Source organism: Thalassotalea euphylliae (assembly GCF_003390395.1).
Classification (GTDB): Bacteria; Pseudomonadota; Gammaproteobacteria; order Enterobacterales; family Alteromonadaceae; genus Thalassotalea_F; species Thalassotalea_F euphylliae_C.
The window spans coordinates 690,517-707,989 of record NZ_QUOV01000001.1 but is presented as its reverse complement, the minus strand read 5'-3'; the positions used below and the strand labels follow the sequence as shown (position 1 = coordinate 707,989).

Genomic DNA, 17,473 nt, shown 5'->3' with positions numbered 1-17,473 from the left:
TGATAATGAGACTATTTAATCGATACCTAAAACTAAATAACTGCAAACAAATAACCACTAACTCAAATAATAGTAGCGATTTTACTTCATCATTTGGGTGGCTTAAGGATGGTTTATTTTATTGAAAAAACCAACTTATTGTAGTATTTGTAATATAAATTAATTTGGTGTTTTTGAGAATAACATTTGAACACTATTTACGAAGGAATTAGTTGCTTCGGGGTACTACTCAATACTTGTGATTTTGGTTGTTCTGAAATGGAGTTAAGAAGTAGCTAAGTAGACTGTGTACAGCTACTTCTTATAGGTGCTAAGGCAAAATTATAGTGCGCTAGCTAAAGCTGTTACCTGAATTAACTGCGATTTTAACTTCGCTAATTGTGTTAAATCGCTGATCTAAGTTATTTCGGCGAATTAACGAGTTCAGTTGATAAATCGACATTAAAATTGCGTACATTGGTGCTAAATAGCCTTTGTCGCTAAGTGATTTTAATTGCTCACCAGACAAAGCATTTAGCTTATCTTCGTCAATGGTACACAAGCCTTGCAAGGTTTCTTGGCTACCGTCTGGGCGATGAATCACTAAATTGATTGCTTTAACCAGCCCCAAATCATTAATTGCCTGACCAAATTGATAAGTTTGAATATCTTGCTCGATACTCGCTTCAAGCAATTGAGTTGCTTTCATGAGTCGCTGGCTGGCTTTACCCTCGTCAGTAAAAATCGTATCGCCCGACTGCTCAGAAAAGGCGTTACTTTCAGGGTCAATACCGACGGTATAGCCCTTCCCCTCGCCTTCAGCCTTCATTAAGAAAAACGGAAATGTTTGCATCGCCAAGGGTTTAAACGTTGGCTGCCATTGATTATCTTCCACGAAAAGGTTTGTGCCCATTGCAAAGCTAGTTACAGCAGAAACACGCCATACACCTGACTTAGGATCTTTCATCAAAAACACAGGAAGACTGGTGCCTGCATGACCAACTTCATGAATTTTTAAGTTAAGTAAATGCTGGCTTGAGGCAAAATTATTTTCAGCGCCTTCTTGAATGTAAAGTGACTGATGTTGTTCGCGCTTAAGTGCGACTAATGCGGCCATAAACTTCTCTTTGTTGTATCTATTATTTTTAAGTATTTGCAGTTAACTACTTTTAATTGAATTTTCACTAGCATGTGTTTAGCAATCTCACTTGCTCGCTCGTTGCTAACCCGTTGCTAGCCCGTTGCTAACCACTGCTCAATATAGTCTCGATGAGCAGGCAAATTCTGCAGCATTTGTTGGGTCAATTGCTGGTTACGTTTGATTAATTGCTCAGCTTGTTGGCGTTGATTATATAAATAAGCTTGGCTCGAAAAATCAGGTTTAAACTCCATACCATAAAGCACGTATTGATAGCTCGCGGCTGGAAACAGCTCAATGGCACTGTCAAAATCACTGGTGGCTGGACCACGATATCGCCAAATTGCTAAGTCATCTTTCAGCGATTGTGGAAAAGTCGCTTCGTCACAATGAGCTTGCCAATAAGGTTCAGGGCGCTGAGTAAGCATGTAATGTAGCTTTAAAAAGTCTGCAATGCGTTGCCAGCGATAGTCCATCTGTTGATTGAATCGTTTCGCAACCACTGGCATTAACGCTTTATCGGCGGGCAAATTCTCGCCAATAAAGCGTGATGATAGTTCAATCAGCATAATCGCCGTCGCTTCCAGTGGTTCAACAAAGCCGGCCGCCATCCCAACCGCGACACAGTTTTTATGCCAGAACTTTTCTCTGTGCCCCGGTTTATAGGAAATTTTTCGAGCAGCTAAACCATCTGCTGCTTTTCCTAAATAGCGTCTTAAATTCGCTTCGGCCTTCTCATCGCTGGTAAATCGGCTCGAATAGACATGGCCGACACCTCGGCGATGCGTTAGGCCAATATCCCATATCCAACCAGCGTCCTGTGCCGTGGCAATTGTGTGCGAAGCAACGGGGGTATCGGCACTCTCGTATGGTACTTGCATAGCTAGGGCGCTATCGTTAAACAACACATCACTAAGTGACTTATAACCAATCCCCAGCGCTTGTCCTAGCAATAATGAGCGTGCGCCTGTGCAATCAACGAATAAGTCGGCTGCTAGTTGTCCTGTTTTTTCCAACACGATGGCTTCAATGCTGCCATCATCGGCGATTAGCGTGTCACACAAGGTATCAACTAGGTGTTTTACACCCAACTTTTGGGTGCAATGCTCTTTGAGCATATTAGCCAGTTCACCGGCATCTAAATGATAGGCGTAATTACAAGGCCCTTGATAGTCAAGATCAGCGTGTCCTCTCGGGGCTAAGCCCGCTTCACAAATATGGTGTTGAAAGTTTGATTCAACGGCAAAATTCTCAACGCTTTCTACATAAGGGGCGAGATCGAGCTTGCCGTAGCCCAAAGGCACAGTAAACGGATGATAATAAAAGTCACCATTGCCGTGTACCCAGTTAACAAACTTGCCACCTTGCTTAAAAGCTGCATGACAACGAGCAAACACTTCTCGCTCATTTAAGCCAATTTGTCGCAAGGTATTTTTCATGGTTGGCCAAGTGCCTTCACCCACGCCAATCGTTGGAACGTCAGAGGATTCAACCAAGGTAATTCGAAACTGCTCGTCACTTGCCCCTTGGTGATAAGAAGCGATTACCGCAGCAGATAACCAGCCAGCGATACCACCACCGACAATGACAATATTTTTCACCGGATGCGACATAAAATTTCCTTTGCTAACAACCTATTTTAACTTATCAAATAAGTTAAGCAGGGGTTATCGCTTACTTCTTTGTTTATTTGCTTTACTAAGCTACTTTGCTTAACTGCTTTGCTTAGCTAAACATTAACACTAAATCAGATCAACGGATGTCGAAATTGCTAAAAGGCAATACTTATTTATTTCAATTGCTATAAGTATTTAGCTAAGCAAAACAAACAATAAAAAATGGCCTGTTTGCATACAAGCAGGCCATTTGCGTTGAGATTAACTCGGCAAACTAAGTTCGACTAGAACTTAGCACGCACGCCAACTGCGTAACGAGAGCCATTATCTTCAATATTGTATACTTGGTTTGCAAAACGACCTGTTTGTACTAGCTCTTCTTCTGTAATGTTAATGCCTTCAAAGAATACCGAAACATTTTCATTAATATCGTAGCTAGCACTGATGTCCCACTGACCAAAGGTATCAGTATTGACTGGCTCACCATTGAAGCCGTTATCCACTAAGCGTAAGAAGCCTTCACGGTTGTTAAACGCTACACGCGCTTGCCAATTGTCCGCTTCGTAGAATACGATCAAGTTTTGTGAATCACCTAAACCTTCTAGCGCAAAGGCCGTTGATTGGTCTTCACCTAATTCAGTGTCGCTATCAACAATTGTCGCGTTAGCAGTGAAACCAAAACCGTTTTCAAAGATGTGGGTTAATGCCACTTCGTAACCGGTTACTGTGATTTCTTCCGAGTTTTGTGGACGCGTTACCGAGTAAACCTCTTGCGCACCAAATAGCTCTTCAGCGTCAGAACAGAATTCACCTTCACAGGCAAAATCAGGTGCTGTACGGCCCGTCATATCGAAGGTTTCAGTACCTGTACGGGTAATGATGAAGTCATCTACTTCTTTGTGGAAGAAAGCGAAGCTAAACAAGCTTGCATCGCCGTAATACCACTCGTAAGAAATATCCCAGTTCTCAGAAGTGAATGGTTTCAACGACTCGTTACCACCTTGCGCCGTTAAGTTTTGACGACGTGGTTCGTTAAACGTTGTCGCTGGCGAAAGTTGCGATAGCGTTGGACGCGTTAATGAATCGTATGCAGCAAAACGCAATACCATATCATCTTGCAATTCTAACTTGATGTTTAAGCTAGGGAGTAAGTTTGAATATGAACCACTTTCTGAAATGTCACGTGCTGGGCCAAATACGTTAGCAAATAAGGTTTGGTCAGAGGTTGGTACCACGTTAACAATATCACTTTGTACCGCTTCTGCTTCAACGTCAGTTGTCGAGTAACGCGCGCCGACATTAATTGTCACTGGCATATCATCTAAGTCAAAGCCAAAGGTGAAATCAGCGTATAGTGACGTAATATCTTCGTTTACTGTGTAACGGTTGTTTTGCAACGTTGGCTCGATTGGGAAGCCTTGATCGGCTAAGTAATCAACATAGGCATCACCATCATAAGTGTAGAAAGTGTCGATTAAGCCAGAGAAATAGTTCTCTGCGGTGAATGGTCTAAAGTCGATGACATCAAGTGGTGCTGGTGTGCCGTAACCACAGAACTGACATTGGTTACCAAAAATTTGGAAGCTCTTCTTCTCACGCTCTTGACGGTAAATACCAAAACGCGCCTTCTCAAATACATCACCATCCGCTTCATAAACAAAGTCAGCTTTCAATTCAGTGATTTCGTCTTCGTCGCTAAATTGGTTACCTTTTTCGTTGTAATGCAAGCGAGCAAGCTCTGCTGGCAATAGCGAACCATTGACAAAACCGTCGTGAGTTACCGTTGGAATACCACCTGTGCCATCGAACTGGTAGCTGTTGATAATACCAACCACGTTGAAACGGTCGCGTCCGGCACGATCGTTTTCTGCCGATGAAGTCGACAGGTCAAATGTTGCTTCTAGCTGGTCATTAATCGCCCACTCAACATTTAAACCAAAACCGTCGTTAGAAACATCACGTGAATTACGCGTATGCGATACGAAGTCAGTTGCTGGGTTACCACTACTTACGAATAAGCCAACATCTTGAGTAAACTGAGTTAGCGTACCAGTTTCCGGATCAATTGTTGCTGAGCCAACGCGATCAGGCTCAAACCATGACGCCAAGTCAGTTACTTGTGATTCAACTTCAAACTTAGACACAAAACCATCAAGCGTAATGGTAACTTCATCGCTTGGCGCATATTGGAAGACTAAGCTGGCATTAGTACGGGTACGCTCTTGTTGATCAACAATTTGATCCCAGTTACGTGGAATATATGCGTTAGTGAAAAGTACACCGTCACGGCTGTTAGAAATCGTTTGACCACCACGCCAACCAGCGGTTTCAATACGGTTAATTTGGACGTCACGTTCTGAGTGAGTTACCGCAAGCAAGACACCCATGGTGTCGTCGTTAAAGGTATTGCTAACCAAGAACGAAGCACTTGGCGAAGTCTCTTCCGACAAGCTCTCGTACATGCCTTTTAGTGAGCCAACCACTTGTAAGCCGTCGTAGTCAAATGGACGTGCAGTAGAAACATTGATCGTGCCACCAATACCACCTTCTTGCAGTGTCGATGTCGAGGTTTTGAAAATATCAGCACCGGTGATCTGATCCGCCGCGATAATGTCAAAGTTGAATTCACGACCAGCACTATCGGTCGCGATTTGACGACCATTAACAAGCACGGTATTGAACTGAGGGCCAAAACCACGAACAGTCACTTGCTGGCCTTCACCACCACTGCGGTCAATCGATACACCTGTAATACGTTGCAAAGACTCGGCAACGTTTAAATCTGGGAATTTACCCAAATCTTCCGCGGCAATACCGTCTGAAACAACATCAGATTCTTTTTTGTCTAACATTGACGATTTTAAGCTACTGAGCATGCCGGTAACTGTAATCACCTCAACGTCACTTTCGGCGCTATCTTGAGCGACAGCTACTTGCGAGTAGCCCCCCAAAGCACCTGAAATTGCAACTGCTAACGCAGTGCGTTTACCTAGAGTAAACATATATCTCCCCTTTTGTACTTACTTGTTGTTTTCTCTACTTTTTAAGTAGATTTTTTACACTTTTTATAAAGCTTATATGTAAAATTTTTACTGGGTTTGTTTTCACTTAACGCTTACCTCGAAGCTTCAATTGAAAACAAACACGAGCTACTAGGTAGTTTTTGCCTAATAGCCAGGTTATTAGCTTGCCATCACTCAATCTAAGCAGAGCTTGGCCTTCCTAAACTTTTTATCGCTAAGCTATTTGCGACATATACTGATGTATTCTTTGTTTTTGTTGTTCATCAAGTAATAGGCCTAACTTAGTGCGTCGCCAAATCACATCGTCTAATGTTGTTGCCCATTCATTGGCCACCAAATAATCGAGTTCTCTTTGATACAAACCAGCACCAAAATCTTCTCCCATATCGGCCAAACTCTCACAGCCAGTGAGCAGTTGCTCGGCAATAGTGCCGTAAGTTCTAACGTAACGAGTCGTTAACGCTGCTGGTAGCCAAGCAAAGTCCTCAGCGTACTGCGCCATCAATGTTTCGCGATCAGTAAAATCGCCACCTGGCAGCGCAGCTTGTTTAGTCCATGCTGGTTTCATGGTGGCGAACACTTGGGTGAGCTTATCAACGGCTGCTTCGGCTAAAGTTCGATATGTAGTGATCTTGCCGCCGTAGATATTCACTAGCGGTGCATGACCTTCTGTGACTAATTCGATGGTGTAATCACGTGTTACTGCTTTGGCGTCTTCCGCTTCATCGTGCAGTAATGGGCGAATGCCTGAGAAGGTGTGAACGATGCTGTCACGGGTGATTTGACGTTTAAAATAGTTGTTGGTGATGCTAATGATGTAATCAATTTCAGCTGTTTCAATGGCGACATCTTGTGGATCACCTTGGTAATCAACATCTGTGGTGCCCACTAGCGAGTAGTCTTGCTCAAATGGTAAAACGAAGACAATACGCTGATCTTCATTCTGTAAAATATACGCATGTTCGTCGTCATGAATACGCGGTACGACAATGTGGCTACCTTTCACCAAGCGCAAACCGTGAGTGCGCTCTTTCACCACTTTGCCTGTAATGTTTTCAACCCAAGGTCCAGCCGCATTCACTAGGCTTTTACTACGCACAATTAGGGTTTCACCGCTGGCTTTATCTAATAGCGATAAATGCCAAATGCCATCAATCGTTTCTGCCGCGACTAATTGCGTACGAGTTAATATTGTCGCCCCTTGCGCTTTGGCGGATAGTGCATTGAGTACAGTTAGGCGCGAGTCATCAACCCAAGCGTCTGCGTATTCGAAGCCTTTCTTGATGTCTGACTTTAGCGGTGATTGCTGATCAAATTTAAACGAGCGAGATTTTGGCAGTGTAATGCGCTTACTTAGGTTGTCATAAAGAAACAAACCCGCTCGGATCATCCAAGCAGGTCGCAAATGAGGTTGATGAGGTAATCTGAACACTAAGGGGGAAATGATATGAGGCGCATTTTTTAGCAGGACTTCTCGCTCTGCTAATGCTTTTTTGACTAGCCCAAATTCGTAGTATTCGAGATAGCGCAAGCCGCCATGAATAAGCTTACTGCTGGCACTAGAGGTCGCAGATGCAAGATCATTCATTTCACAAAGCAGGACATTCAATCCACGACCCGCAGCGTCATTGGCAATACCAACACCGTTAATGCCGCCGCCAACAACCAATACATCGTAAATTGTTTCTGTTACATCCATCTAACTTGCCACTCAATTGTTCAAAATAGTTTCAGAACTGTGCAATAAATATAATTTATATGATAAATATAATCAATATGACAAAGCAGCTAGTTTGCGCTAATTTGTGTTTTTATAAAGCCAGCTGATTGAGGTAGCTCTAATACCTTTTAGTTTTCCACTTGTAACCGTTCAACTTGGTACAATTCCTTGATTACAGCCCCTTAATTACTAGCCCTTAATTACTGGCACTTCATTACTGGGTGCTTAGCACACTATCCTTGTTTGATGATTTCAGGTTTTTAAGTCTTAACTGCTCTAGCTGAGCAGTTGCACGTTCTACATTTGGCACTTCAATAAATTCAGCGAATATTGCTAAACTCGCCCCCACCATGCTTTGACTTACGCCACGATCAAAATATTGATCTAAGCCAACAGCACTTGCTAACACGGGCTTATTCAAGCGAGCAAAATGTCCTTTTTCTTTGCTTGCTTTAAGGTGTGGAGAGCTTTGACCAATTGCACTGGCAATTTTGGACTGAATTTCAGGCTGGGCAATAAAGCGTAAAAATTTCATTGCAAGGGCAGCGTGTTTAGTTTTTCGCGCAACGACTACAACATCCGTTGGCACATTCTCAAACTGTGCGATTTTTGAGTTTATTGTCGGGAACGGCATAAAGCCGAGGTCCTCTGCTAGGTGCGTAGGAACGTGGTTATCAAAAAAATTTCCTAGCAGTGTCATTGCGGTCATCTGCCGATAAAGCGGTGGCAGCATATCTCGCCATGTCACCAATTGATGATCGCTGTTAAAGCAATTTGCTTCTATTAGCTGTTGCCAGTGTGTAAAAACCGATCTTACTCGTTGGTCTGTGTAAGCGATTTCACCCGCTAAAAGCGCTTGATGAAACGCTAAGCCATTAAGTCGCAAATCTATATAATCAAACCAAGCGGCCGGTAACCAAGGGTCACCACTACCGATCATAATAGGCACTTTGCCAGCCTTACTAATTTTTTCACACATCCTTAGCAATTCCGCCCAATTCTTAGGTGGGGAAATTGCTAATTTCTCCAACAGGGGTTTGTTATAAAAAAGTCCCCAGGTGTAAAACGAGTATGGTATGGCATAAACCTCTTGGTTAACGCTCACCAAATTTTTAACAGTCTCAGGGAAGGCTTGGTCGAATTGTTGGCTTTGCCAAAGCTCGGTAAGTGGTAACAACAAGTCTTGTCGCACTAGGTTTTTCAAGCGTTCACCCGCCTGCCAATACAGAACATCCATTTCACCGCTTTCAAGCCATGGCACAAGTGCTTGCTTGTAACTAGCGTCCACCAAGCCAGTAAAATTCAACGTAATATCAGGGTGATGCTGCTCAAATTCTTCCCGCACTCCTTCAAACAAACTGCGATGACCAGGAGTGCTGTATAACACTGCTACATTAAGCGTGGCAGATGCTTTTTCCTTGGGTAGAGCTTCTTTAGGCTCGCTTATCAAATCACGACTAGCGTTATCAGAAACAACTGAAGCATCTGCCGTTATCGGCGATAGCCAAGCAGTTAAGGTAATGATAAATAGCCAAGCGACAAGCCAACTCGTATTGGCAATAGGATCTTGGTTACTGGTTTCTGCTACAAACTTCACAGCAGTTTGGACATTTTCTTCGTGATGCGTTTTCAAAGTCGAGCTTAACTATTTGATTATTATTATATATTAGCAAATTTTTAACAGAATATAGCGATAAATTTCAAGTCTATCCATAATCAATAAAATGGAAAAACCTTATCACTTTCAAACAAATAACAAGCAAATTGGCGTTGTTTATCACGCTTAACCAAACCACATAGTCAAACCACTGAACTAAACCTGAAGCAAACAATGTATAGTTGACTTAACAAGGACTAGGCTTAAGATAATTAATCATATTTATCATCTTATACAAGAGGCGGCTATGGAAAAGTACCTACTCTCTATCGACCAAGGTACCACCAGCTCACGAGCGATTTTATTCAACTTACAAGGTGAATTAGTCGACAGTGTTCAACAGGAGTTTACTCAACACTATCCTGAAAATGGTTGGGTCGAGCATAATCCTGACGATATTTTATCAACGGTTACTAGCACGGCAAAAACCCTGCTCGCCCAAACAAAAGTTTCGCCAGAGCAAGTTGCTAGTATTGGCATTTGTAACCAAAGAGAAACCACACTAGTTTGGCACCGAGAAACCGGTGAGCCGATATACAATGCCATTGTTTGGCAAGATAGACGCACCGCAGACTATTGCACTGAGCTAGTCAACGCCGGCCATAGTGAGATAATCACTGAAAAAACCGGATTATTAATCGATCCTTATTTTTCTGCGACAAAAATTAAATGGATTTTGGACAACGTCGAGGGTGCTCGTGACCTAGCGGAGCAAGGACAACTAGCATTTGGTACGGTTGATACCTATATCCTTTGGCATTTGACACAAGGGAGGTCACACCTTACCGATGCCACCAATGCGTCACGCACTATGCTTTACAATATCCACCAAGGCTGTTGGGATGAAGCGCTACTAGCTTTGATGGATATTCCAGCCTCATTATTACCTGAAGTATGCGATAGCGCTTTTGATTTTGGCGAAACCAGTGTGTTTGGTGGCTCTATTGCTATTCAAGGCATTGCTGGTGATCAGCAAGCAGCACTCTTTGGTCAAACTTGTTTTAGCCCAGGCACCGCCAAAAGCACTTATGGCACAGGCTGCTTTTTAATGGTGAATACTGGCGAAGAAGCACTTAAATCAAACAATCGCCTACTCACCACCATTGGCTATCAAATTAACGGGCAAGTTCATTACGCGCTCGAAGGCAGTATTTTTGTCGCAGGGGCGGCGATTCAGTGGTTACGTGATGGTGTGAACATGGTTAGTTCAGCCAAAGAAACCGAAGCCATTGCCACCAGCACCTCAGTTGATAGCGGTATCTATTTTGTTCCAGCCTTTACCGGCCTTGGTGCACCCTACTGGGATCCAGAAGCACGCGGCGCCATATTTGGTTTAACCCGCGCTACTGGTATTAACGAAATAGTTTCAGCTGGCCTGCAATCGGTGTGCTATCAAACTGACGATTTAACCCAAGCTATTGCCAAAGACGGCATTCAAATTCAGCAAATGCGGGTTGATGGCGGTATGGCAGCAAATAATTGGTTCATTCAATTCCTTGCCGACATTTTAAATGTACAAATCGATAGACCGAAAACTGTAGAAACCTCAGCGCTAGGGGCGGCTTATTTAGCCGGCTTGCAAGCAGGCGTTTACGACTCACTCGAACATATTCAATCACTGTGGCAGTCAGATACGCAGTTAACACCGCAAATGTCGCAAACGCAGCGAGAAAAACTGCTTCATGGCTGGCAAGACGCCGTTGCTCGAGTATTAAAGAAATAGTCTTTTAGGAGTTGTTGAGAGCGGTAATTTCAACATCTCTTTAATTTTTGTTATCTACAGTAGTCAGAGTAAATTAACCACTGTGACTACTGTTTCTCAATGTCTTCTTATTCAATTTCAACAAGTTAATACCGATGCAGACTTCACTGGAGACTCATTGGCTTTGGCCTTCCCATCTACCCCCTATTTTTCTGACTAAAAAATGGCTTGCTAGCGAACTTTCGCAATAGTAGTATTTATACTATAAATACTTTTTTAGTCATGATGTTGCGACACTTGCTGCCTCATGAACTCAATCTATTAGCATCAGGAAGATATTGTGAAGGTTCTTGTTACCGGAGGTATGGGCTATATTGGCAGCCATACCTGTATTGCGCTGCACAATGCAGGCTATATTCCTGTCATATACGATAATTTATCGAATGCCAGTGTTAAGGTTATCGACCAGTTAGCAAAAATTACTGGCCATCACTTTGACTATATTGTTGCCGACATCGGCGATAAAGTGGCCTTTGCTAGCGCGATTAAAGAACACGATATTCAAGCGGTTTTCCATTTTGCCGCATTGAAAGCCGTTGGTGAGTCGACTGAGCAACCCGTTCGTTACTACCAAAACAATGTCGCCAATACGTTATCCATGATTGAAGTGATGACGGCGCTTAATCTCAAAAAGTTGATCTTTAGTTCATCCGCCACCGTTTACGGTGATCCGAAATATTTACCGATTGATGAGCAACATCCGATTTCATCCACCAACCCCTATGGCTGGAGCAAGGTCATGGTTGAACAAGTGCTGGCCGATTTAGCACAAAGTGATGATGAATGGCTCACCATTGCGCTGCGCTATTTTAATCCAGTAGGTGCCGATCAAAGCGGCTTAATTGGCGAATCCCCCAAAGGTATTCCCAATAATTTAATGCCATTTATTGCCCAAACTGCGGTTGGGCGTCGTGAATATATTAGTGTTTTTGGTAATGACTACGACACACCTGATGGCACAGGCGTGCGTGATTATATTCATATTAGTGACTTGGCTGATGGCCATGTTGATGCATTTACTTATCATCTTAATCATCAGCAAGCTATGACGGGTTGTCACGCATACAATTTGGGGACAGGTGAAGGCTATTCAGTACTGGATATGATCAAGGCATTTTCAACTGCTTCGGGCGTTGAGATCCCTTACCAAGTCGCACCGCGCCGCAGTGGTGATATTGCCTGTAATTATGCTGATGCTAACCTTGCTAAAGAAACATTTGGCTGGCAAGCAAAACGCGACATTAATGCTATGACCGCAGATACTTGGCGCTGGCAAACAAGCTACCCGAATGGTTTGGAAGATTAAGTCCTTGGCCAGTATTAACACACCGTTATCTGAACACATTAACAGCAAGGCTAGTGCCACGCTGAAATAGCGCTGGACTAGAGTAGACATGAGTGAATTTGAATACACACACCGCAGAAAAAACCCATTAACAGGCGATTGGGTGCTGGTGTCGCCACATCGAAATAATCGCCCTTGGTTAGGGGCAACCGAACAAGCCAGTACCGAGAGTTTGCCTAGCTATGTGGATGACTGCCCACTGTGTCCGGGCAATAACAGAGCCAACGATACGAAAAACCCCGACTATCAAGACACTTTCGTGTTTGTAAATGACTTTGGCGCGCTTAACCAGCAACAACGAACGTCTGATACTAATGTCGCTAGCGATGATGAGCTCTTTACTTTTGAAGCGGCAAATGGCGAATGTCGCGTGGTTTGCTTCTCACCAGATCACAGTAAAACCATGCCAGAGTTATCCGTTGATGAACTCACTAAGGTCGTCACCACTTGGCGCGAAAATTACCGAGAACTGGCGAGCAAGTTTGCCACTATTCATATTTTCGAAAATAAAGGTGAGATCATGGGCTGCTCTCAGCCACACCCGCACGGACAAATTTGGGCTCACCAACATGCGTCTAGTGAAATCGCCAAAGAAAATAGTCAACAAGCAGATTATTACGCTCGCCATCAAACCCCCTTATTAGCCAATTATATCGACAAAGAAATTGCCGATGGCAGTCGTGTTATTTGTAGCAACGAACATTGGATAGCGGTGGTGCCTTTTTGGGCGGCATGGCCATTTGAAACACTTGTCGTTGCAAGAGAAGATATTCGCCAGTTTGGTCAAATTAATGATCAACAGGCTCAAACCCTTGCCAGCCTGCTTAAAGAGCTAACCACACGTTACGACAACGTTTTTAATTGCAGTTTCCCATATTCAATGGGCTGGCATAGTGCGCCAACCAATTTAGCTGACGACAGCCATTGGCGATTACACGCCCACTTTTATCCGCCACTGTTGCGCTCAGCAACGGTGAAAAAGCATATGGTTGGCTATGAGATGATGGCAGAAAGCCAACGAGATTTAAGTGCTGAAACCGCTGCCGCTATTTTGCAAAAAGCCAGCACAACTCACTATAAGCAAGCTCAACAAGGTAACGACTAAGTGCCAAGTAAAAAGCCTGCTCAAAAGCATACACAAAGAACACGCAAGGTATTTATTCAAGGTCTTAATTTCAAGAGCTTTATTTTAGGTAAAAACGATGAATAACAATCAATTTACAGCCGATTTTCAGCAACTTTTTGGTCACCCTGCGCAAGGCCTAGCTATTGCGCCCGGCCGTGTTAATTTGATTGGTGAATTTACCGACTACAACTTGGGCTATGTGTTGCCTTGTGCACTGAATTTTAGCACCCAAGTACTGTTCAAAAAACGCGATGACAACCAAGTCATTGTTTACTCGAACAACTACCCAAGTGAGCAAGACAGCTTCGCGGTAGACGACACCATTAGCCAAGGTAACTCACAATGGGGCAACTATATTCGCGCTGTTGTCTACGTGTTGAAAAAGCGTGGCTACCCACTTGGCGGTATCGAGCTGTTAATTAGCAGTGATGTGCCACAAGGTGCCGGTCTATCCTCGTCAGCAGCGCTTGAAGTCTCGATTGCTGGGGCACTTAACCAAGCATTCGGCTTAGGTATCGACACCAAAACCATTGCCCTAATTGGCCAGCAAGCAGAAAACGAGTTTATGCACTGTCAATGTGGCATTATGGACCAGCTAATTTCGGCGCAAGCGGCCCCTGGCCATGCATTGAAAATAGACTGTGACGATCTCAGCACAGAAAAAGTCAGTATTCCAAGCGATTTAAATTTAGTGATAGTGAATTCTAACTATCCACGTAAGTTGGTAGAAAGTGAATACAACCAACGCCGTTTAGACTGTGAAGGGGCAGCGGCAAAAATGCAGGTAAGCTCGCTGCGCCAAGCAGATTTAACACTGCTTGAAAGCACTAAGCCAGCACTAACCGACAATGAATATAAACGTGCATTTCATGTCCTCAGTGAAAATCAGCGGGTTATTGATACCGTTCATGCGTTAGCAAATAACGATATGAGTGCATTGCGCGATTTACTTGCGGCCTCTCACCAATCGCTACGTGATAACTTCGAAGTGACTGTGCCTGCGACTGATGGCCTTGTCGATATGATTAGTCGAGCACTCGATGGCAAAGGTGCTGTGCGCATGACTGGCGGTGGCTTTGGCGGCGCCGTTATATGCTTGTGTCGCGATGAGGAAATCAACACAGTGAAATCCGCAGTTGAACGTGAATATCAGGCTAAGTTTGACTTAACTGCCGATATTTTTGTCTGTCAGGCAGGAACTGGCTTACAAGTGACTGAGATTGCTTAGGCGTAACATAAAGTTAATTTCAGTTTAAAGCGGAGTAAGCTTCACCCCTGTTTGCTTACTTCGCGCCTTTCACATTTCTATCTTTCTGCACCTTAATAAAGAATGCAAATCATGTTGCCTTTAAGCTAGCTAGTTTAGTGAACACCATCAAGTGCAATCCAACTTAATAGGGTATCAACAATTTCCTGAGTTGATGGCAATACATGATAAGCGGCGCTCCCCAATGGAATAAAGCTATCTTGTGCGCAAATGCGCTTGAGCTCAGTATCGCTTGCCTGCTCATTGAGCAAGGTCACTAAGGCTTCACTAATCGAGCCAGTTTCACGGCATTCATCGACAATCAGCACCTTTTTAACATCTCTTACTTGCTCAATAATACCCACTTCATCTAATGGCGCTAGAAAACGCAAATCAACAACACAAACCCTGATACCTTGCTCAGCCAGTAATGCCTGCGCTTGGCGTGACAAATAACAACCATTGCCATAGGTGAGAATACAGGCTTGTGCTCTGCTTGTGCTGTCAGTCGCACCTTCGCTAGTAATATCCCTAGTTTTAGCTGCTTTTGGATAGACCTTAACTCCCATATCAATAACGTGTTCAGCAAGCGTTTGATAATGATAAGTTGAAGTCCATAAGCCATCAGCTTGAGCTTTTTGAGCACATTTTTCTATTTGAGCATTGCGACTAGGAAACAAGTCTTTGGTCATATAAAGCGCTATTGGCTCTAAAAAAACTACCACGCGTTGCTGTTCATAAGCCAATTTTATGCAGGTACGCAGCATTTCAACGCCATCAGCACCGTTAGAGGGGCAAGCTAAAATCACGCTCGGAATATCACGAAACACAGCAAACGAATTGTCGTTGTGAAAATGACCGCCAAAGCCTTTTTGGTAAGCAAGCCCAGCAATTCTAATCACCATAGGGTTAGTAAACTGCTGATTAGAGAAAAATGACAAGGTTGCTGCTTCACCTCGAATTTGATCTTCTGCGTTATGCACGTAGGCCAAAAACTGAATTTCTGGGATAGGTAAAAAGCCATTGTGCGCTAAACCAATTGCTCCGCCTAATATCGATTGCTCATCCAATAAGGTGTTCATCACACGATTGCTACCAAAGCGCTCATTGAGCTTGCTGCTAACATTGTAAACACCACCTTTTTTTGCGATATCTTCACCTAGCATGACGATATTGGGCAGCTCAGCCAGTGCGTCCATTAGCGTCCAATTCAGCAATTTAGCTAAGTGTTGTGGTTTATCTAAATTATGTTGCTCATGGGCAAACAAGGCTTTCCGCTGTCCCTGACCAATAGCTTGATAGCCCTCAGCATTCCCAAGTATTGCTTTCGGAATTAGGCTTGCCATCACCTCTTTTGCACTTTCAAGCCTTGGCTGCTCAGCCACTTGCTCTGCTAGTTCGGCGATATGTGCTGCCGTCGCCTGATAAAGCGCGATCATTTTGTCCGCTGTCATTATGCTGTGGGTAAGTAACAACTGGGCAGAATGCAGCAAAGGATCTTGTCGCTCAATAGCTTCTATTTCGCTTAGATCACGGTAAGCAAATTCACTATCAGAGCCAGCATGGCCTAACAAACGCACCATTTTGACATGCAAAAACACAGGCTTTTGTTGGGTTCTTGCAATTTTCTCGGCTTTACAAGCAGCCTGGTAAGTATCCAGCAAATTTAGGCCATCGCAATAAAGGTAGGTGATACCGGCTCGATTGCTAAAATTGGCAGCAATCCAGCCTTGCGGCGTTGAAGTTGAAATACCGATGCCATTGTCTTCACAGATAAAGACAATGGGCATAGGAATCGACTGGTAAGCACACCAAGCAGCACTGTTAATTGCCCCAAGCGCTGTTGAGTGATTTGCGGAAGCATCACCGAAGCTACACAAAATAACGCCGTCTTTGGTCAGTTTTCCGGTGAAATTTAATCGCTGTGCTAAGCCTATCGAAAATGCAGCCCCCATTGCTTTGGGTAAATGGGAGGCAATCGTACTCGTTTGCGGTGGAATATGATGAGCTTTAGAGCCCAACACCTTGTGGCGACCGCCTGAGACAGGATCTTCACTGCTTGCAGCAAACGAAAGTAGCATTTCATAAAGCGGAGCATGGCCTGTTGCCTCTTTTGCTCGTTGCAAACAAAAAGCACCACTGCGGTAATGTAAAAACGCCATATCATCAATGCGAAATGCTTTGGCATAGGCTGCATTGCCCTCATGGCCTGCACTGCCTATGGTGTAAAAGCTTTGCCCTTGTTTTTGCATCACCCGCGATTGCAGATCTAAATGTCGGCTCATCATCTGAGTCGTGAACATATCAATCAAGTCTGACGCATTAAGGCCAACCGTATCAGGGGGGTGCGATACGCTTAGTTCCGGTAAACTGCCGACGCTGACAAACTTAGCAAAATTATCTTTGACTAGCTTATTTCTATCACTCATATTTCAAGTACTTAGTCCATTATTTCCCCTTCTAACGCTAGTAACCAAACGCCCAGAGCGCAAACTCATTTGTGATAAAAACGTGATTCTTTTGTGACCACTTTGCAATGGCGGCGCAATATCTATCGGTCATGCTGTAATGGTCCAAGGTGCTAGCTAGGTGCTTGCTGTGTGAGCAAACGTAACTGCCTGGCCGCTAATTCGTTTGTTTCACTTAGCTTTATTTAATCGACTAGCTAGACCTTGTTTTAACCTTTAGATTGTAGAAATACAGAAGTGCTCGCGCTGTGGTGATCGATATGACGATCACACTTTCAATTAGTGCGCTAATCGACCTGCAGATTAGCGCGCTTTTGCCTATCTTTTAATTTATTTAAAAACAATTAAATAAGACTGAATAAAAATGTGATGTTATCCGGTCATGAATTATTA

General features: G+C 43.7%; 10 protein-coding genes. 4 read left to right on the top strand and 6 right to left on the bottom strand.

What is annotated here, in order from left to right:
• Positions 1-331 precede the first annotated feature (331 nt).
• The 5 genes from DXX92_RS03010 to DXX92_RS02990 all read right to left on the bottom strand — a co-directional run bounded on the left by DXX92_RS03010 (position 332) and on the right by DXX92_RS02990 (position 9,109).
• A complete protein-coding gene (locus tag DXX92_RS03010; RefSeq protein WP_115999081.1) occupies positions 332-1,096 on the bottom strand; it encodes a SapC family protein in 765 nt (254 codons plus the stop codon).
• Positions 1,097-1,212: 116 nt separating this feature from the next.
• A complete protein-coding gene (locus DXX92_RS03005; RefSeq protein WP_115999080.1) occupies positions 1,213-2,730 on the bottom strand; it encodes a tryptophan halogenase family protein in 1,518 nt (505 codons plus the stop codon).
• Between the two features lie 287 nt (positions 2,731-3,017).
• On the bottom strand, positions 3,018-5,735 hold the full coding sequence (locus tag DXX92_RS03000) for a TonB-dependent receptor (protein WP_115999079.1): 2,718 nt from the start codon (positions 5,733-5,735) through the stop codon (positions 3,018-3,020).
• A 235-nt stretch (positions 5,736-5,970) separates the two neighbouring features.
• Positions 5,971-7,455, bottom strand: a complete 1,485-nt coding sequence (gene glpD, locus DXX92_RS02995) for a glycerol-3-phosphate dehydrogenase (RefSeq protein WP_115999078.1) — start codon at positions 7,453-7,455, stop codon at positions 5,971-5,973.
• A gap of 235 nt (positions 7,456-7,690) precedes the next feature.
• Positions 7,691-9,109: an ABC transporter substrate-binding protein gene (locus tag DXX92_RS02990; protein WP_115999077.1), complete on the bottom strand. Its 1,419-nt coding sequence runs from the start codon at positions 9,107-9,109 to the stop codon at positions 7,691-7,693.
• A gap of 271 nt (positions 9,110-9,380) precedes the next feature.
• Between DXX92_RS02990 and glpK the strand changes: the two genes are divergently transcribed.
• The 4 genes from glpK (at position 9,381) to galK (ending at position 14,594) form a co-directional block, all read left to right on the top strand.
• Positions 9,381-10,856: a glycerol kinase GlpK gene (gene glpK / locus DXX92_RS02985; protein WP_115999076.1), complete on the top strand. Its 1,476-nt coding sequence runs from the start codon at positions 9,381-9,383 to the stop codon at positions 10,854-10,856.
• A gap of 319 nt (positions 10,857-11,175) precedes the next feature.
• Positions 11,176-12,201: a UDP-glucose 4-epimerase GalE gene (gene galE, locus DXX92_RS02980; protein ID WP_115999075.1), complete on the top strand. Its 1,026-nt coding sequence runs from the start codon at positions 11,176-11,178 to the stop codon at positions 12,199-12,201.
• An 88-nt stretch (positions 12,202-12,289) separates the two neighbouring features.
• Positions 12,290-13,345, top strand: a complete 1,056-nt coding sequence (locus DXX92_RS02975) for a UDP-glucose--hexose-1-phosphate uridylyltransferase (protein ID WP_115999074.1) — start codon at positions 12,290-12,292, stop codon at positions 13,343-13,345.
• 97 nt (positions 13,346-13,442) lie between these two features.
• Positions 13,443-14,594, top strand: coding sequence for a galactokinase (gene galK, locus DXX92_RS02970; protein WP_115999073.1), 1,152 nt, complete (start codon positions 13,443-13,445; stop codon positions 14,592-14,594).
• Between the two features lie 134 nt (positions 14,595-14,728).
• Here the strand turns inward: galK and DXX92_RS02965 are convergent, their stop codons facing one another.
• Positions 14,729-17,041, bottom strand: a complete 2,313-nt coding sequence (locus tag DXX92_RS02965; protein ID WP_115999072.1) for a dehydrogenase E1 component subunit alpha/beta — start codon at positions 17,039-17,041, stop codon at positions 14,729-14,731.
• Positions 17,042-17,473 lie beyond the last annotated feature (432 nt).